At 68.2% G+C, this 17,465-nt stretch carries 15 protein-coding genes; 9 read left to right on the top strand and 6 right to left on the bottom strand.

Translation table 11 applies throughout. The features are described 5' to 3' along the window. Positions 1-115: 115 nt before the first annotated feature. The gene (locus FDA38_RS05790; RefSeq protein ID WP_137253004.1) at positions 116-1,072 is read left to right on the top strand and encodes an NAD(P)H-dependent flavin oxidoreductase; all 957 of its coding nucleotides are present in this window, start codon (positions 116-118) and stop codon (positions 1,070-1,072) included. Here FDA38_RS05790 and melA read toward each other — a convergent pair. Genes melA through FDA38_RS05820 form a run of 6 tightly spaced genes read right to left on the bottom strand, consistent with a single transcriptional unit; the run spans position 1,036 to position 7,104 of the window. Beyond that, positions 1,036-2,325: an alpha-glucosidase/alpha-galactosidase gene (gene melA, locus FDA38_RS05795; RefSeq protein WP_137253005.1), complete on the bottom strand. Its 1,290-nt coding sequence runs from the start codon at positions 2,323-2,325 to the stop codon at positions 1,036-1,038. The genes FDA38_RS05790 and melA overlap by 37 nt on opposite strands. Next, positions 2,322-3,236 (bottom strand): carbohydrate kinase family protein, encoded by a 915-nt coding sequence (locus tag FDA38_RS05800; protein WP_137253006.1) that lies wholly within the window; start codon positions 3,234-3,236, stop codon positions 2,322-2,324. The genes melA and FDA38_RS05800 overlap by 4 nt, the downstream gene beginning before the upstream one ends. Position 3,237: 1 nt before the next feature. Then, positions 3,238-4,056 (bottom strand): carbohydrate ABC transporter permease, encoded by an 819-nt coding sequence (locus FDA38_RS05805; protein ID WP_137253007.1) that lies wholly within the window; start codon positions 4,054-4,056, stop codon positions 3,238-3,240. Beyond that, the gene (locus FDA38_RS05810) at positions 4,053-4,979 is read right to left on the bottom strand and encodes a carbohydrate ABC transporter permease (RefSeq protein WP_137253008.1); all 927 of its coding nucleotides are present in this window, start codon (positions 4,977-4,979) and stop codon (positions 4,053-4,055) included. Before FDA38_RS05810 ends, FDA38_RS05805 begins: the two co-directional genes overlap by 4 nt. Further along, positions 4,979-6,271, bottom strand: a complete 1,293-nt coding sequence (locus FDA38_RS05815) for an ABC transporter substrate-binding protein (RefSeq protein ID WP_137253009.1) — start codon at positions 6,269-6,271, stop codon at positions 4,979-4,981. Before FDA38_RS05815 ends, FDA38_RS05810 begins: the two co-directional genes overlap by 1 nt. A 29-nt stretch (positions 6,272-6,300) precedes the next feature. Further along, positions 6,301-7,104 (bottom strand): endo alpha-1,4 polygalactosaminidase, encoded by an 804-nt coding sequence (locus FDA38_RS05820; protein ID WP_233714546.1) that lies wholly within the window; start codon positions 7,102-7,104, stop codon positions 6,301-6,303. Between the two features lie 281 nt (positions 7,105-7,385). Here FDA38_RS05820 and FDA38_RS05825 point away from each other — a divergent pair, with 281 nt between their 5' ends. The 8 genes from FDA38_RS05825 to FDA38_RS05860 all read left to right on the top strand — a co-directional run bounded on the left by FDA38_RS05825 (position 7,386) and on the right by FDA38_RS05860 (position 17,456). Next, complete coding sequence (locus tag FDA38_RS05825; RefSeq protein ID WP_137253011.1) at positions 7,386-7,958, top strand: OsmC family protein; 573 nt, start codon at positions 7,386-7,388, stop codon at positions 7,956-7,958. Between the two features lie 30 nt (positions 7,959-7,988). After that, on the top strand, positions 7,989-9,170 hold the full coding sequence (locus FDA38_RS05830; RefSeq protein WP_137253012.1) for an NAD(P)-binding domain-containing protein: 1,182 nt from the start codon (positions 7,989-7,991) through the stop codon (positions 9,168-9,170). Further along, on the top strand, positions 9,167-10,267 hold the full coding sequence (locus tag FDA38_RS05835) for an NAD(P)/FAD-dependent oxidoreductase (RefSeq protein WP_137253013.1): 1,101 nt from the start codon (positions 9,167-9,169) through the stop codon (positions 10,265-10,267). The genes FDA38_RS05830 and FDA38_RS05835 overlap by 4 nt, the downstream gene beginning before the upstream one ends. Positions 10,268-10,300: 33 nt before the next feature. Beyond that, entirely contained in the window at positions 10,301-13,351 is a 3,051-nt protein-coding gene (locus FDA38_RS05840) for an ATP-binding protein (RefSeq protein ID WP_137253014.1), read from the top strand. Positions 13,352-13,420: 69 nt separating this feature from the next. Then, positions 13,421-14,440 (top strand): LacI family DNA-binding transcriptional regulator, encoded by a 1,020-nt coding sequence (locus FDA38_RS05845; protein ID WP_233714547.1) that lies wholly within the window; start codon positions 13,421-13,423, stop codon positions 14,438-14,440. Between the two features lie 15 nt (positions 14,441-14,455). After that, complete coding sequence (locus tag FDA38_RS05850; RefSeq protein ID WP_137253016.1) at positions 14,456-15,745, top strand: extracellular solute-binding protein; 1,290 nt, start codon at positions 14,456-14,458, stop codon at positions 15,743-15,745. Then, positions 15,742-16,638: a carbohydrate ABC transporter permease gene (locus tag FDA38_RS05855; RefSeq protein WP_170989590.1), complete on the top strand. Its 897-nt coding sequence runs from the start codon at positions 15,742-15,744 to the stop codon at positions 16,636-16,638. The genes FDA38_RS05850 and FDA38_RS05855 overlap by 4 nt, the downstream gene beginning before the upstream one ends. After that, positions 16,638-17,456 (top strand): carbohydrate ABC transporter permease, encoded by an 819-nt coding sequence (locus FDA38_RS05860; RefSeq protein WP_137253017.1) that lies wholly within the window; start codon positions 16,638-16,640, stop codon positions 17,454-17,456. The genes FDA38_RS05855 and FDA38_RS05860 overlap by 1 nt, the downstream gene beginning before the upstream one ends. Positions 17,457-17,465: the final 9 nt, after the last annotated feature.

Here is a 17,465-nt window from a genome sequence, read left to right on the forward strand (position 1 = left end):
AGCCAGCACTCCCGCGAGAGCACACCAACTCCGCAAAAACCGCACGTCAGGTTCCTTTCGTCACTCCCTCGATGCGCAGAGCAGTGCCGAGGTTGTGATGGGTGATGATGAGCACATGTGGCTGACGGAGACGTTCGGGCTGTCCGTGCCGGCGATCGGCGCGCCGATGGCGAATGTGAGTGGTGGCCGACTGACCGCGGCGATCTCGACTGCGGGCGGGCTCGGGATGCTCGGCGCCGGCTCGGCGGTGACGGCCGACTGGATCCGGACCGAGGGCGCGATCGCAGCGGCGAGCGGGACGCCGTACGGGATCGGTCTGATGGCGTGGTCCGTGCAGGAGCGCCCGGACCACCTCGAAGCTGTCCTGGAATTGAAGCCCGCGCTCGTCTCGCTCAGCTTCGGCGACTACAAGCCGTATGTCGCACCCCTCCAACAGGCCGGCATCGTCGTCGCGACCCAGGCCGGGACGGTCGCGGACGCACGCGAGGCGATCGACGCCGGCGTTGACGTGATCGTCGCCCGCGGCGCCGAGGCAGGTGGCCACGGGCGGAACGCAGTCGGCACGCTGCCGCTCCTCCAGGCGATCCTCGAGCTGACGGATCTGCCCGTACTCGCCGGCGGCGGGATCTCCGGCCCGCGCGGCCTGGCCGCTGTCATGGCGGCGGGTGCGGCCGGCGGCTGGATCGGTACGGCGTTCCTCACCTGCGTCGAGGCGCAGACCAAGGAGCCGGCGCGGCAGGCGATCATCGCGGCCGACGAGACGGCCACCGTCTACGGCACCGTCTTCGACGCGGCGTCGCGGGCCGGCTGGCCGGACGAGTTCGGCGGCCGGGCGCTCCGCAACGCGTACTTCGACGCGTGGGAGGGCCGTGAGCAGGAGCTCAAGTCCGACGACGACGGGCATGCGGAGTACGTGGAAGGCAGCAAGGCCGCCGACCCCGCCCGCGCGTCGATCTACGCGGGCGAGGGCGTTGGCGCCTTGACCGGTGAGTCGACCGCGGCCGAGGTGCTGGCCGGCTTCGCGTCGTACCGCGACTACTTGAGGGCCGCCCTCAGCGACGGGTCCAAGTAGTTGTTGTGAGCAACGACCAGGTCGTTGCACAGGGCCCAGATCTGTTCGACCGGTAGCGTCCCGGCCGTCGCCGGGTCGACCATGACAGCCTGGCGGATCGCGCGGGGATCCTGGTTGATCGCGGCGTGGACGGTGAGTTCGGCGACGTTGAGGTACGAGCGGTTGAGGGCGGCGCACTGCGGTGGAAGTTCGCCGACCGCGGTCGGCTGGACGCCCGAGGCGTCGACCAGGCTGGGGACCTCGACGGTGGCTCCGGACTGCAGGTTGGGGATCAGGCCGGTGTTGGGGACGTTCGCGTAGACAGTGCGCGGGGTGCCCGTGACCATGCTGTGGATGATTTGCGGGGCGTACTCCATCGTGGGGTCGACCTCGAGAGGCTCGCCGGCTTTCAGGGCGCTGCGGGTCTGTTCGTAGGACGCGAGGTTCTCCGCGACGATCTCCAGGTACGCGCCGATCGGTAGCCGCAGGCGGTCGACTTCCGAGGCGTGGCCGAGGTACCACGGCACGTACTCCGAGGAATGCTCACTCGTCTCGGTCGGGTAGAACCCGAGCCGCCGGTACATGTCGACGCGGACCCGCCGCAGCAGCTCCGGGTCCCCCGCGATCGCCTCGTCCAGCCGGTCGTACAGGTTCTCGCCGCCGCGTTCGAAACGCAGTACCCAGGACTGGTGGTTCACGCCGGCCGCCTGGTACGTGACCTCCTCGTAGGGAACGCCGACGAGCTCGGACAGGCCCTGCATCGTCCAGTAGACCGAGTGGCAGAGGCCGACGACGTTCTTCACGCCGAGCGCCTTCAGGTACCAGACGTTCATCACCATCGGGTTGGTGTAGTTCAGCAGCCACGCGTCCGGGCAGACCTCGGCGATGTCCTGCGCGAGCCCGCGCAGTACGGGGAAGGTCCGGAGCGCGCGGAACACGCCGCCGACGCCGAGCGTGTCGCCGATCGTCTGCCGGATCCCGTACCGCGCGGGGAGCTCGAAGTCGATCTTCGTCGCCTCGCTCATCCCGACCTGGACGATGTTGATCACGAAGTCGGCTCCGTCGAGCGCGGCCCGCCGCTCGAGGTGTGCGGTGATCTCCACCGGCCGGTCCTGAGCGAGGTACGACGCGGCCGCTGCCGCCGTGTCGAGCCGCTCGGGGTCGATGTCGTGCAGCGCGATCTGCAGCGGACCCAGGTCGAGCCCGAACAGATCGGAGAGCAGTCCTTGGGTGAAGACGACACTGCCTGCACCGATGAAAGCGATCTTCGTCATGCTGTGGCTTCTTCCCAGGTCGGTTGGGCCGCGGTGCCGCCGGCGGCTCTCGTGGACAGCGAGCCGCAGGCCGCCGCGATGGTCAGTGCGCGGTCCGGTTTCATGCCGTTGAGTACGGCGGCGACCCAGCCCGCGTCGAAGCTGTCACCCGCGCCGATCGCGTCGACTGTCTCGACCTTCAGCGCCGGCGCGGTGATGACTTTGGAGCCGTTGTGAGCGAGCGCGCCCTCAGCACCGTTCTTCACCACGACCAGCGGGCCGCGACGGGCGAGGATGCCGGCGGCGTCGACGACCGAATGGTGGCCGGTCAACGCGAGCGCTTCTGCCGCATTGGGGAGGAAGTAGTCGGTGACGCGGAGGATCGGGTCGAGCGTGACCCGGTCCCACTTGCCGGCCGGGTCGTCGTTCGGATCCAGCGAAGTGGTCGCCTTGGCGGCCTTCGCCTCCTTGAACAGTCCGGCAAGCCCGATCGCCAACTCCGGCAGGAGGTAGAACGACCCCGCATGCACATGCCGCACCGACCGCAGCAACGAACGGGGCACATCCTCCGCAGCGGTGCTGGGCATGCATCCCGGTGACGTCAGGATCGCGCGATCGTCCCCCGAGGTGAGGATCGTGGTGAGCGGCGTGGGGAGCGTGGGATCGGTGACCAGAGCATCAACGTTGACGCCCCGGTCCGACAGCGCCGTACGCACGAACGCCCCGGCCGGATCGTCACCGACCCGGCCGGCGAAGGCGACCCGCAGCCCGAGCCGCGCGGCGCCGCACGCCATGATCGAGGCCGAACCGCCGAGCACGAGCGAGCCGGAAGGAACGAGCCGCTCCTTCTGCCCGAAGAGGATCGGCTGAGCGACCGGCCCGACGACGACGTCGGGGTTCGCATCACCGATCACGAGAAGATCGAAAGTCATATCAGCCCTTGAGTCCGGTGGAGGCCAGAGAGCGGATGAACGCCTTCTGGGCAAGGAGGAAACCGAGCAGTACGGGCAGCACAGTGATCACGTTGCCGGCCATCACCGCGGCCCATTGCGTGTGGTGCTGGCCCTGGAACGTGGTCAGGCCGAGCTGGAGGGTGTACGTCGAGTCGCTGTTGATCGCGATCAGCGGCCAGGTCAGGTCGTTCCAGGTCGCGAGGAACGTCAGTACGGCGACCGTGCTCAACGCTGGCCGCGCCAACGGCAGCACGATCGAGATCAGGATCCGCAGCCGACCGCAGCCGTCGATCCACGCCGCCTCCTCGAGCTCGCGCGGGAGCGAGACGAAGAACTGGCGGAACAGGAACACCGACAGCGGCGTGACCAGCGACGGCACGATCAGCGCGCCGAGCGTGTCGATCAGCCCGAGCTCCTTCATCACCAGGAACGTCGGGATCATCGTCAGCTGGAACGGGATCACCATCGTCGTCAGCATCAGCCCGAGCACGACCTTCGACCCGGCGAACCGGATCCGCGCGAACGCGTACCCGCCGAGCGACCCGAGCACCAGGTTCGCCGTCACCGCGACCGCCGAGACGATGAACGAGTTCAGGAACCACCGCGGGAACAACGCGTTCCCGAGCACGTACCGGTACCCGCCGAGGTTGATCCCGTGCGGCCACAACGCCGGCGGGAACCGGTTGATCTCGGCGTTGCTCATCACCGAGCTCACCAGCAGCCACATCAACGGCAACGCGAACAGCAACGCCAGCGGCGCAAGGACGAAATGCCAAGCACTGAAGGGCAAACGCTTCATCGGGAAGCCACCCTCCGCCGATAGATCTGCAAGGCAACGCCGATCACCAGCAAGGCGACCGCCAAGGTGTACGCCGCCGCCGCGCTGTAGCCGGCCGTGAACGTCTTGAACGCCTTCTCCCAGATGAAGTACACAATCACCGTCGTCGAGCCCAGCGGTCCGCCCTTGGTGGTCACGAAGACCAGGTCGAACACCTGCAAGGCGTTGATCGTCTGGAACAGCACCAGGAAGATCGTCACCGGCGTCAACGCGGGCAGCGTGACGTGCCGCAGTACGCCCCACCGTCCGGCGCCGTCGATCCGCGCCGCCTCGACCAGCTCGCTCGAAACCCCTTGCAGGCCGGCCAGATAGACGATCACGCAGAACCCGGTACCGCTCCACAACGAGATCGCGACCAGCAGGTACAGCGCCTGACCCGGATCGCTGAAGAATCCCTGCGCCGGCAGCCCGAGCTTGTGCAGCACCGAGTTCGCGACGCCGAACTCCGGGTCGAGTACGAACGAGAACAGCACGCCCTGCGCCGCCGCCGACACCACGAACGGCACGAACACCAGCGTCCGGTACAACCCGATGAACGCGATCTTCCGATCCAGCGCGATCGCGATCGCCAACCCCGCGACCACACTCAACGGCACATACAGAACCGTGTAGATGAGCGTGTGCGACACCGCCGACCCGAACGTCGGATCCTTCAGCAACGCCTTGTAGTTGGCCAGCCCGACCCACTCCGACGGCGACACCAGATCGTTGACCTGGAACGACAACAGCAACGACCACAACACCGGTACGACGCTGAGCCCGAGGATGATCACCACCGACGGGCTGACGAACGCCCACCCGGTCGCCCCCTCGTTCCGGGCCCGCCGTTTCGCGGCCGCCCGGCTCCGCGGGTCGACCGTGAACGTGCCGACCACGCTGGCCATCAGTTCGGCACCGCCAGTACCTGGTTGCACTGATCAACGGCCTGCTTCAACGCGTCCGCCGGGCTCAGCTTCCCGAGCAGTACGGCGGCGATCGCCTCGCCGACGTGCTGCGAGATCTGCGGGTACGTCGTGATCGTCGGCCGCACCTTCGCCGTGTCGAGCGCCTTGACGAACACGTCCAGCCCGTTCGTCTCGGTCGAATGCTTCTTCCACTGCGGCAGGTCCGCGGTGGCCTTCGTGATCGGCAGGCTGCCACCCTTCATGTCCCACTGGATGTCCTGCGCCGGCTCAGCCAGCCAGGCGACGAACTCGGTCGCCGCCTTCACCTTCGCCTTGCCGTTGTCGAAGATCGTCCAGGTGTCCGGCCCCGAGATCGTCAGCGGCTTCCCGGAGTACGACGGCAGCGGTACGACGCCGTAGTCGAGGCCGGCATCCTTCAGCTCCGGGAGCTGCCAGGGGCCGGTGGCAACCATTCCCATCCGTCCGCCGAGGAAGACCTGGTACAGCTGCTCGCTGCCGGGCTTCGGGTCGACGTACAGCGACTTGTCGGTGCGGAGCTTGTCCAGTGTGCCCAGCGCCTGTGCGCCGACCGAGTCGAAGCCGACCTTCTTGCCGTCGCCGCTGACGACGTCGCCGCCGAGATCCCAGATCATCGGCCAGATCCGCCAGACGGTGTCCTCGTCGCCGACGCCCGGCCAGCCGGTGCCGAAGATGCCCTTCGCCGGGTTCGTCAGTTGCTTCGAGGTGGCAACGAAGTCGTCCCAGGTCCAGCCGTCCTTGGGCGCTGCGACGCCGGCCGCGGCGAACAGTTTCTTGTTGTAGACCACGCAGAGCGAGTCGAGCAGGGCCGGCGCGGCCCGGACCTTGCCCTTCACGCTGACCGCGTCCTTCGCGGCCGGCCAGTAGTCGTCGATCTTCAGCTGGCCGGTGAGGTCGGCGACCTTCGGGCTCTTGGTCAGGCTGGCGAGGTCCGATCCGAAGATGTACGCGATATCCGGGTAGGACCCCGCCGCCAGACCGGCGGTGACCTTCTGCAGCATGCTGTCCGCGGTGACCCCACCACCGCCGCCGACCACCTTGATCTTCGGGTGACTGCTGTTGAACGCGGTGATCAAGGAGTCGATCGCGGCCTTGCCGGTGTCGACCTGACCGTGCCAGAGGTCGAGCGTGACGACGCCGTTCGCGTCGGCTCCCTCGTCGTCGTTCTTGCCGCACGCGGCGAGGGAGCCGGCCAGGGTGGCGGCGGCCGCGGCCCGGAGGACGTCGCGGCGGGACAGGTTACGAGCATGCATGAGGGTCTCCAGAGCGATGGAGGAGGGATTCAGCAGGTCTTACGGACGTATCCGGACTGACCCGGAGTCGAGACGTCGACGTCGCGCTGCACGATCGTCAACGTCCCGCCGTACTGCGAGCAGGCCGTGGCGCGGCCGCTGTTGGTGTACTCGATCACGATCACGTTGTTGCCAAAGGCATCGACGTAGTCGCCGCACTCGTCGTACTGGCCGCACTCCTCGGCGACCGCGAAGTCCAGGCCGACCGCCTGCCGGGAACCGGCCAGCTCGACCGTGTTCTTCTGCGCGATGGCCAGGTTCTTCGAGTGCGCATGCGTGGCGAGCAGTGTCAGGTACGCCTTCGCGTTGGCCGCCGTGAGCAGCTTCTTCGAGCGGGTGTAGCTGTCGTAGTTGTCCGGCTCGATCGCCTGGTACCCCTTGGCGGCACAGCCGTCGATCCAGCCGTTGACCTTGGCGGCGATCCGGTTCCGCTTGTCCGCCGTACGGAGGTCGAGCAGCGGTTCGCTCCAGTCCTGGTCGATCACGAGTCTGCCCTTGGCATCGCGGAGCAGCAGGTCGGAATCCCACTGTCCTTGTTCGCCGGGCTGGACCTGGAAGGCGTTGACGTAGCAGATGTTGTAGAGCCCGGCCGCCGGTGCGGCGGTCCGGTCGCGGGTGACCACCTGGACGCCGGCGGGCGGCGTGTAGGCCCCGCCGATCTGGTAGTCGAACTTGGCGTGCGTCGGCGGCAGGGTGACGGCCGCGTCGGCGGAGGTCCGGGTGAGGACGGTTGCGGTGACTGCTAGGGCGGTGGCCGCCATACCGGCGAGGAGGCGGCGAGAGAGTCTGGACACGATTTGCTCCATCGGTCCCGGGGACGCGACCCCGCCTCGGGCCTCACCTGAACCCTGGCGCCGGAAAACCGGACTTCAGGCCCTCGGCCTGCTACCGGCTGGGTGCGTCACTGCCGAACCAGTTAAGCGACGAGATGACCGTGCGGTCAAGAGAAACTTGCAAACAAGTGCGCGAATTCCGCCTGATAGTGCGGCACTGCGCATGGGAAGAGCGAGGGAAGAGTCAGGGAAGGTCGCCCTCCTAGCGTCCTCGGCAGACACCACTCACCGAGGAGGGGACCATGACCACCGCAACCGAGAGTCCGCGCCGCAACGGCGTCGACACCGCAACGCTGTTCGCGACGATCGACGCCGTCAAGGGCCAGAACGAGATCGCCAAGTTCCAGTTCCGGGCCAGCAACACCTGGGTGTCCGGGACGCACAGTCGCTCGACCGCGTCGGACTTCTTCGGCGCCATGCAGGAGCTCCGGCACAAGTCCGACACCGTCGTCGAGTTCGACCACCCCGAGGTTCTTGTCGGCACGGACCACGGGCCGACGCCGGTGGAGTACCTGCTGCATGCGATCGCGGCCTGCCTGACGGCCGGCGTCGCCAACATCGCCGCCGCGCGGGGTGTCGAGCTCACGAATGTCACCTCGACCGTCACCGGCGACATCGACCTGCTCGGGATCCTCGGTCTGTCCGACGGCTCCGTCCGCAACGGCTACGAGCAGATCCGGGTCGCGTTCTCGATCGAGGGTGACGCGGACGAGGAGACCCTGCGCGGCATCGTCGAGCAGTCCCGGCGCCGGTCCGCCGTGTACGACGTCCTCGTCAACGCGACGCCCGTCGCCATCGACGTCACCTGCCCCTGACCAACGCCGTACGAGCCGAGGGGGACCGGGATGACCACCATCGACACCGTTGTGATCGGCGCCGGCCATGCCGGTCTGGCTGTCAGCCGGCTGCTGACCCGGGCGGGTCGCGATCACGCGGTCATCGACCGCGGCCGGATCGGCGAGAGCTGGCGCAGTGCGCGCTGGGACTCGCTGCGGCTGCTCTCGCCGAACTGGATGATGCGCCTCCCGGACTGGAACTACCAGGGGCCGGACATCGACGGGTTCCTGCCGGCCGGTCGATTCGTCCGGCACCTGGAGCTGTACGCGGAGTCGTTCGGCGCGCCAGTCGTGTCCGGCGCCACGGTGCTCGAGCTGTCCGCTGCAGGGTGCGGTGAGTATTGGCTCGTCACGGACCGAGGCACCTGGCGTAGCCGGCACGTCGTCATCGCGACCGGACCGGGAGTGCCGCGGGCACCGGCCGGGCTGCGTGAGGTCGTCACTGCTGCCACCTACCGCAACCCGGCGCAGCTCGCGGCGGGAGGTGTTCTGGTGATCGGAGCCTCGGCTTCCGGCGTACAGATCGCCGACGAGCTCAACCGGGCGGGCCGTGAGGTGTATCTGTCGGTCGGCCGGCACACCCGAGTACCGCGCTCGTACCGCGGCAAGGATGTGTTCTGGTGGCTGGAGCGGACCGGGCGGCTGGCCCGCACCATCGACGAGGTTCGTGATCCGGCGTCGGCTCGGCGTGAACCGTCGATGCAGCTCGCCGGCCGGGCCGGGGAGCTCGACCTGGTCACGCTGCAGTCCGACGGCGTCCGGCTGCTCGGCCGCTTCGACGGCATGGAAGGGACCCGCGCACGCTTCCGGGCGGACCTCGCCGAGACTGCTGCCGCAGCCGATGCGCGCATGTACCGCCTGCTCGACTCGTTCGATGACTCACGTGGGGAACGGCCACGTGCGCTCGTGCCGCCGACGACCCCGAGCAGTGTGGATCTGCACCGTGCATGCATCAGCACTGTGCTCGTCGCCACCGGCTACCGACCCGACTACCCCTGGCTCCGGTTGCCGATAACGGGTCCGGACGGTCAGATCCAGCAGGTCCGCGGCATCACCGCAGCACCTGGTGTGTACGTCGTCGGTCAGCGCTTCCAGCATCGACGCGACTCGGCCTTCATCGACGGAGCCCGTCACGACGCGGCGTACGTCGTACAGCACCTGCTGGCGTGCAGGGCGGAGCCGGCCGCATGAGCGCGCAGTACGACGTACTCGTCGTGGGCGGTCGGGTTGCGGGCGCGTCGACCGCGATGCTGCTGGCGCGAGCCGGCGCCAGGGTCGCTCTGGTTGAGCGGTCCGCCTATGGCAGCGACACCGTCTCGACCCATGGCCTGATGCGGACCGGCGTGATGCAGTTGTCGCGGTGGGGGTTGCTCGACCGGCTCACCGGTACGCCACCGATCCGGTGTACGACGTTCCACTACAGCGACCGCGAGCCAGAGCAGGTGCCGATCCGTGCTCTGTACGCACCACGGCGTCACCTCCTCGATCGAGTCCTCGTCGATGCTGCCGCCGAGGCGGGAGCGGAGGTCCGGCACGGAGTGGCCGTCACCTCGTTGCTTCGCGACGACGGCGGCCGGGTAACCGGCGTTCGCACGCGGGACGGTTCAGAGCTCACCGCCGGGATCACGATCGGGGCCGACGGCATTCGATCGACCATCGCATCGGCGACCGGCGCTCCCGTCGTACGCCGGGGGCGATCGCGCAGCGCAGTCCTCTACCGGTACTACGCCGGCGTGGAGTCGACAGGCTACGAGTGGGCGTACGCACCGGGCCGGGGCGCGGGGCTGCTGCCCACGACCGATGGCGCGACCTGTGTTTTCGTCGCGACCACGCCGGCGCGGATGCGATCGCTGCGCCGCGGCGGGACCGAGCAGGCCTTCACGACCCTGCTGGCGGACATGGCGCCGAGCCTGACCGACCTGTTGAGCCCGGCGACGCCGGTGGATCGGATGCACGGCTGGGCCGGCGCAGCTGGATTCTTCCGGCAGGCGTGGGGACCGGGCTGGGCGCTGGTCGGGGACGCGGGCTACTACAAGGACCCGATCACCACGCACGGAATGACCGATGCCCTGCGCGACGCCGAGCTGCTGAGCGACGCCTTGACCGGAGCGGGACCCGAGTCCGCGGCGCTGGCGAAGTACCAGGCCACTCGCGATGAGCTCTCGACCGCGCTGTTCGAGGTGACCGAGTCGGTTGCGTCGTACGCCTGGAGTCTCGACGAGCTGCGCGTGCTGTTACGGAAGGTCAGCTCGGCGATGAAAGCCGAGGTCGCGCAGTTCGCGCTGTAGAAGGGGATTCCGCTGACGCCTACGATCCGAGATGTGCAGGTCAGCGTGCAGCTGCTGGGCGGCTTCGTCGTCGTCGTGAACGGTGCGCCGATCACCGCGGACCGGTGGACCCGGCGGGGTGCGGCCGCGCTGGTCAAACTGCTGGCCCTTGCGCCTGACGGCCGGCTCCACCGGGACCGGGTTGTCGACGCCCTGTGGCCGGACCTCACGCTGGATGTCGCATTGCCACGGCTGCACAAGGCCGCGCACTATGCGCGCGGCGTTCTCGGCGATCGGGATGCGGTCGTACTGAAGGGCGAGGTGATCGCGCTGTTCCCGGGCGCGCGGCTCGAGGTCGACGCGACCACCTTCGAAGCAGCGGCCGAGGAGGCCCTCGCCGCCGAAACGCCCGTACCCGAATCCTGCGCCGAGGCCCTGAAGCTGGCCGGCGACCTGCTGCCCGACGACCTGTCCGAGCCGTGGCTGGACGAACCCCGCGAGCGTCTGCGTCTCCGGGTCCTGCGACTGCTCCGTTGCGCCGGTCGATGGGAGGAGCTCCTGGCGCTGGACCCCGCGAACGAAGAGGCACACGTCGAACTCCTCCGCGAATCTGTCGTCGCCGGAGATCGCACGAACGGGCTGCGGCGCTACGCCCGGATGGAACGAGTCCTGCACACCGAGCTCGGTCTGGCGCCAGGGCCCGAAGCCGTCGTACTCCGTGATCGCTTGCTGGCCGTCGATCCTGGACCGCAGCCTTCCCCGGTCGCCGCAGCGCCGCGGGCGGCGGGTCGGACGCACTTGGTCGAGCGCGACGCGGAGTTGGCGCAGCTCGGTGCGGCGTGCGATCTGGCCGTCGACGAGGGGCGTGGTGTCGTCGTACTGGTCTCGGGTGAGGCGGGTGCGGGGAAGTCTGCTTTGGTTCGGGCCTTCCTCGACGGGCTGAATCCTGCGATCCGGGTGGCGGTCGGTGGGTGCGACGACCTGTTGGCACCGCGCAGTCTCGGGCCGTTCCGCGACATGGCCGAGAACGATGCCGAGCTGGCGGCGGCGCTGTCCGGCGATCGGCCGGCTGCCCTCTTGCGGGTGTTCTCCGAGCGTCCGTCGGTCGTGGTGGTCGAGGACATCCACTGGGCCGATGACGCCACCCTGGATGCGATCCGCTTCCTCGCGCGCAGATTCCCGGGCATCCCCGCGGTGCTGGTGCTGACGTTCCGCGACACCGGGATCGATGCCGGTCATCCACTCCGGCAGTTGCTCGGCAGTCTGACCGGTCCGTCGGTCAAGCGAGTGCTCCTGCCACCGCTGAGCGTGGAGGCGGTACGGCGACTCGGGGCCGTGGCTCCGGGCGAGGCCGTCGAGATTCATCGCGTGACGCAGGGGAATCCATTCTTCGTCACGGAGGTGCTCGCCGGCGGCGGAACCGGCGTACCGCACACCGTCCTCGACGCCGTTCTCGCGCGGCTGGGCACGTTGTCGGTTCCGGCGCGGACGCTGGTTGAACGGTTGTCCGTCATCCCGACCCGGACCGAGCGATGGCTGGCCGAGAACCTCGCGGATCACGGCGTGCTGCTCGAGGTCGAGCGGTCAGGGATCGTCACCGGGACCGACGCGACCGTTGCCTTCCGCCACGAGCTTGCCAGGCAGGCGATCGAGTCCGCGCTGACCGCAGGGGAGCGGATCCAGGCCAACAAGGAAGTGGTCGATGTACTCCTCGGGCGACCCGAGGTGGAGCCGTCCCGGTTGGTGCACCACGCCGAGCGGTCCGGCCGCATCGACGTCATCCTCGAGTACGGTCCGGACGCGGCACGCGAGGCCGCGCGGCTCGGTGCGCATCGCCAGGCGGTCGGCGTACTGGACGTCGTACTGCGGCATCGCGAGCTGCTCGCCCCGCGCCTTGCGGCCGAGCTGCTCACCCGACGGGCGTATTCGCTGTACGTCGTCAACCGGTTCGCGGCTGGGCTGGAATCCGCCGAGGCGGCCGTCCGGGCTGCCGCAGAAGCCGGCGATCAGGTACTGCGGGCCGAGGCGTTGCTGGTGCTGGCCCGCGTGGCGATGTTCGCGCGTGGTCCGATGCGGGGGAGGCAGGCGGCGGACCAGGCCGTCGAGGTACTCGAACCGCTCGGTGACGATGCCCGGCTCGCGGCCGCGCTGATCGAGGTGGGCCGCGCGCACAGCAACCTGGCGACGGTCGGCATCGTCGCCGAGCCCAGCGAGCGCGCAGAGGCAGCGGCCGAGCGGGCGCTGCAGATCGGGCAGCGTCTCGGCCGGCCCGAACTGGAGGCACAGGCCAGTTGCTATCTCGGCGATGCCCGCCTGGCGCGCGGAGACCCGCGCGGCGAGGCGGACCTGCAGCTCGCCATCTCGCTGGCCGGCGCGGACAGCAGGACCGAGACGCTCGTGCGGTGCTACGTCAACGCGGCGGGCGGCGCCTATCGCAGTGGCCGCCTGGACGACGCCGAGAAGTACGTCGCCGGTGGACTCCGGGCTGCGGCCGACGGGGAGTTCTTCGCGGGGCAGTACCGCTTGCGCCTCACCACGGCGGCGGTGCAGGGGAGCCGCGGGAACTGGGACCGCGCCATCGCCGAGCTTCGAGACCTGCTGGACACGCCGGGCGAACCAGGCGCGATGGCGGCGCTCGCTCGGAGCCTCCTCGCCCGGCTGCTCGCGCGGCGCGGCGACCCGGAGGCCGGTGAGGTCCTCGCGACCGCTCTGGCCGACGAGGCATTTGCGGACGACAGCTTCGTGGTGACACGACTGGCAGTGGCGCAGGTCGAACTCGGCTGGCTGGACGGCTCGCTCGGTTCACTCACCGATGAGGTACGGCGGGCGCTCGCGCTGGCCGCCGGACACCGATCTGTGCACGCCGAGCTGGCTGCGTATCTGCGCCGCGCCGGGATCGACGTACCGGCTCCGATCGACCCGCCCGGGCCGTGGGCACCGACGCTGGCCGGCGACTGGGAGAAGGCCGCCGATGAGTGGGGCCGCCTCGGTGAGCGGTACGAACAGGCGGTGGTGCTGGCGACCGCTCCCGACCGTACGGCGCGAGCGCGGGGACTGCGCCAGCTCCGCGAACTGGGTGCGGTCAGCACGATCCTCGCAGTCTGAGCCCATGCCTTGACGGATGGATTTAAACCGGTTTAAGTTCTGTTTAAACCGGTTTAAATGGAGGATCGAGTGAGCAAGCGGCCGACGATCGCGGATGTGGCTCGCCGGGCCGGCGTGTCGAAGGGATCGGTGTCGTTCGCGCTCAACGGGCGGCCCGGGCTGGCGCAGGCAACCGTTGACAAGATCCTCGCGGCCGCCGACGAGCTCGGCTGGCGGCCCAGCAACCGCGCCCGGTCGCTGTCGGTCTCGAAGGCGTTCGCGCTCGGCCTGGTGATCACCCGGGACCCGGCCGTGCTGTCCTCGGACCCGTTCTTCCCCGCGTTCATCGCCGGGGTCGAGAGCGTCCTGTCGACGCGTGGTCAGGCGCTGGTGCTGCAGGTCGTCATGGCCGGCGAGTCCGAGGAGGACGGGTACCGGCGGCTGGCGCAGGATGCTCGGGTCGACGGAGTGTTCCTGTCGGACCTCCGGCACGACGATCCGCGGATCGACCTGCTGGTCGAGCTCGGTCTCCCCGCGGTCACGCTGAACCGGCCGGACGGGGAGTCGCCGTTCCCGGCGGTCATCCTGGACGACCGGCCCGGAACGCGCGCTGTCGTCGAGCACCTGGTCGAGCTCGGCCACACCCGGATCGCCCAGGTCGCCGGGCCTTCTGCCTTCGTACACGCGACCGCCCGGGCGACTGCCTTCGTCGAGACCCTGACTGCGGCCGGCCTCGAGCCGTTGACCGAGACCGGTGACTTCACTGCCGCCGGTGGGATCGAGGCCACGCGTCGGCTGCTCGCGCTCCCGGAGCCGCCGACCGCGATCTTCTACGCCAACGACCGGATGGCGATCGCCGGTCTCGGTGCCGCACAGGCCGCCGGACTGACCGTGCCGGACGACCTGAGCATCGCAGGCTTCGACGACAGCGAGCTCGCCGAGTACGTCCATCCCGGTCTGACCACTGTCCGCGCCGACCCGTACCGCTTCGGCGAGGCAGCGGCCCTCACTCTCAACCAGCTCGTCGACGGTGCCGCCGACGTACCTGACACCGAGCTCCCGCCCGCGCAGCTCGTCGTACGCGGCTCCACCGCCTCGCCCCCTGTGTAGTCCCCTGGAGGAAACATGAAGTTGCAAGCTGGACTGCTGGCCGTGGTCATGGCCGGCTCGCTCGTCGCGTGTGGCGACAGTGGCGGCGGCTCTGGTGACGCCGACGCCGCGGCCAAGGCACGCGGACCGATCACGATCTGGTACTCGAACAACGCCGAAGAAGTGGCCTGGGGCAAGCAAATGGTCACGGCCTGGAACGCCCAGCACGCGGACCAGAAGATCACCGCGCAGGAGATTCCGACCGGCAAGAGCTCGGAGGAGGTCATCGGCGCGGCGATCACCGCGGGCAATGCGCCGTGCCTGATCTTCAACACCTCGCCGGCCTCGGTGTCGCAGTTCCAGAAGCAGGGGGGTCTGGTGCCGCTCGACAGCTTCAGTGACGGCAAGTCCTATATCGAGGACCGGTCCAGAGACGTCGCGCAGCAGTACAAGTCGGCCGACGGCAAGTACTACCAGCTGCCGTGGAAGTCGAACCCGGTGATGATCTTCTACAACAAGAAGGCGTTCGCGAAGGCGGGGATCGACACCACCAACCCACCGTTGAAGACGTACGACGAGTTCCTCGCGACGTCGCGCAAGGTGGTCGCGGCAAAGGCCGCGAAGGTGGCGATCTACCCGGCGCCGAGCAACGAGTTCTACCAGTCCTGGTTCGACTTCTACCCGCTGTACGCCGCTGAGAGCGGCGGCAAGCAGTTGGTTGCCGATGGCAAGTCGACGTTCGCGTCGGACGAGGGCAAGAAGGTTGCTACGTTCTGGCGGACGATGTATCAGGACAAGCTGGCCTCGCCGGAGAAGTACACCGGTGACGCGTTCGTCGACGGGACGTCCGCGATGGCCGTGGTCGGTCCGTGGGCGATCGCGACGTACAAGGGCAAGGTCGACTGGGGCGTCGTACCCGTGCCGACCTCGTCCGGTAAGCCGGCCAACGAGATCCACACCTTCAGCGATGCGAAGAACGTCGCGATGTACTCCGCGTGCAAGAACCGCGGCACGGCCTGGGATGTGCTGAAGTTCGCGACCAGCCAGGAGCAGGACGGCAAGTTCCTCACCGCGACCGGGCAGATGCCGCTGCGCAAGGACGTGTCCTCGACGTACGCGGACTACTTCACCAAGAACCCCGACTACAAGGTGTTCGCCGACCAGGCCTCGCGCACGGTCGAGGTGCCGAACGTGCCGAACTCGATCACGATCTGGCAGACCTTCCGCGACGCCTACTCCAAGTCGGTCATCTTCGGTCAGCAAGACCCAGGTCAGGCATTGGACGAGGCCGCACAGAAGGTCGATCAGCTCGTCAAGCAGTCATGAGGCGCGGACCGCTCACCCGCGTGATGGGTGAGCATCCGATCGGCTCAGCGTTCGTGACGCCGTACGTCGTGTTCCTGGCCGCGGTGTTCGCGTATCCGCTCGGGTTCGCCGTGTACATGTCGTTCCACGACTACTTCTTCGCGGCACCGGGCGCGATCGTGGACCGCCCGTTCGTGGGGTTCGACAACTACGTCGCAGTGTTGTCGGATCCCGCGGTCCGGCGGGCGTTCGTGAACGTGCTGATCTTCCTGGTCATCAACGTCCCGCTCACCGTCATCCTGTCGCTCGGACTGGCGAACGCACTGAACGCAGCGATCCGTTGGCGTACGTTCTTCCGGGTCTCGTACTACGTCCCGTACGTGACCGCGAGCGTTGCCGTCGTCGGAGTCTGGCTGTTCTTGTTCAACTCCAACGGCCTGGTCAACTCGATCCTCGGACCGCTCGCACCGGATCCGTCCTGGCTGGTGAACTCCAAGCTCGCGATGCCGACGGTCGCGATCTACGTGACCTGGAAACAGCTCGGCTTCTTCATCCTGCTGTATCTGGCCGCGCTGCAGAACGTGTCCAAGGACCTGTACGAAGCGGCGTCGATGGATGGCGCCGGGCGGTGGAAGTCGTTCCTCAACGTGACGGTGCCCGGTGTGCGGCCGGCGACCACCCTGGTCGTGTTGCTCGCGACGGTGACCGGCGCGAACCTCTTCACCGAGCCCTATCTGTTGACCGGAGGCGGCGGACCGGACGGAGCATCTGCCTCGCCGGTTCTGATCATGTACCAGCGCGGCATCGAGCAAGGCAACCCGGACGTGGGGTCCGCGATCGGAGTGCTGCTGGTGATCGGCGTACTGCTGCTTGCACTGATCGAACGGCGATTCGTCGGGAGGGAGGAGGACTGATGAAGCTCAAGTTCGTCGGGCTGCTCGCCGGCGCCTTCGTGTTCCTGTTTCCCTTCTACTACATGCTGATCGGCTCGCTGCAGACCGAGCCGGACCCGTCGGTGGCCGGCGCACTGCCGAACCCCGACAACCTCACGCTGCACAACTACAGCGAGATCAACAAGTCGATCCATCTTGGCCGATCCCTGATCAACTCCGGCATCTTCACCGGCGGCGTGATCCTCGGAACGCTCGTCTTCGGAGTGCTCGCGGGCTATGCCTTGGCGCGTTTGCAGTTCCGCGGTCGCGGCCTCGTCTTCAACCTGATGCTGCTGATCCAGGTCGTGCCGTTCCAGCTGCTGACGATTCCTTTGTATGTGCTGATCGTCCGCAGCTACGGCCTCGCCGACTCGTATATGGGGATGATCCTGCCGTTCCTGATCAACTCGACCGCGGTCTTCGTGTTCCGGCAGTACTTCCTGCAGTTGCCGGCCGAGCTGTTCGACGCGGCCCGGATCGACGGTGCGTCCGAGTTGAGCATCCTGTGGCGCGTCGCCGTGCCGCTCGTTCGGCCGGCGCTGCTGACCGGCGTACTGCTCACGTTCATCGGGCCGTGGAACGAGTTCCTGTGGCCGTTCCTGATCACCAAACAACAGGACCTGCAGCCGTTGGCGGTTTCGCTGTCCAACTACCTGACCACGGTGTCGGCGCGGGCGGCCAACCCGTTCGGTGCGGTGCTGGCCGGGGCGTGTGTGCTCGCGGCGCCGGCGGTCACCTTGTTCATCATCTTCCAGCGCCGGTTCATCTCGACGAACATCTCGTCCGGCGTCAAAGGCTAGAAAGGCTTC

It is taken from the genome of Kribbella jiaozuonensis, from assembly GCF_005233875.1.
In the GTDB taxonomy this organism is placed as follows: Bacteria; Actinomycetota; Actinomycetes; order Propionibacteriales; family Kribbellaceae; genus Kribbella; species Kribbella jiaozuonensis.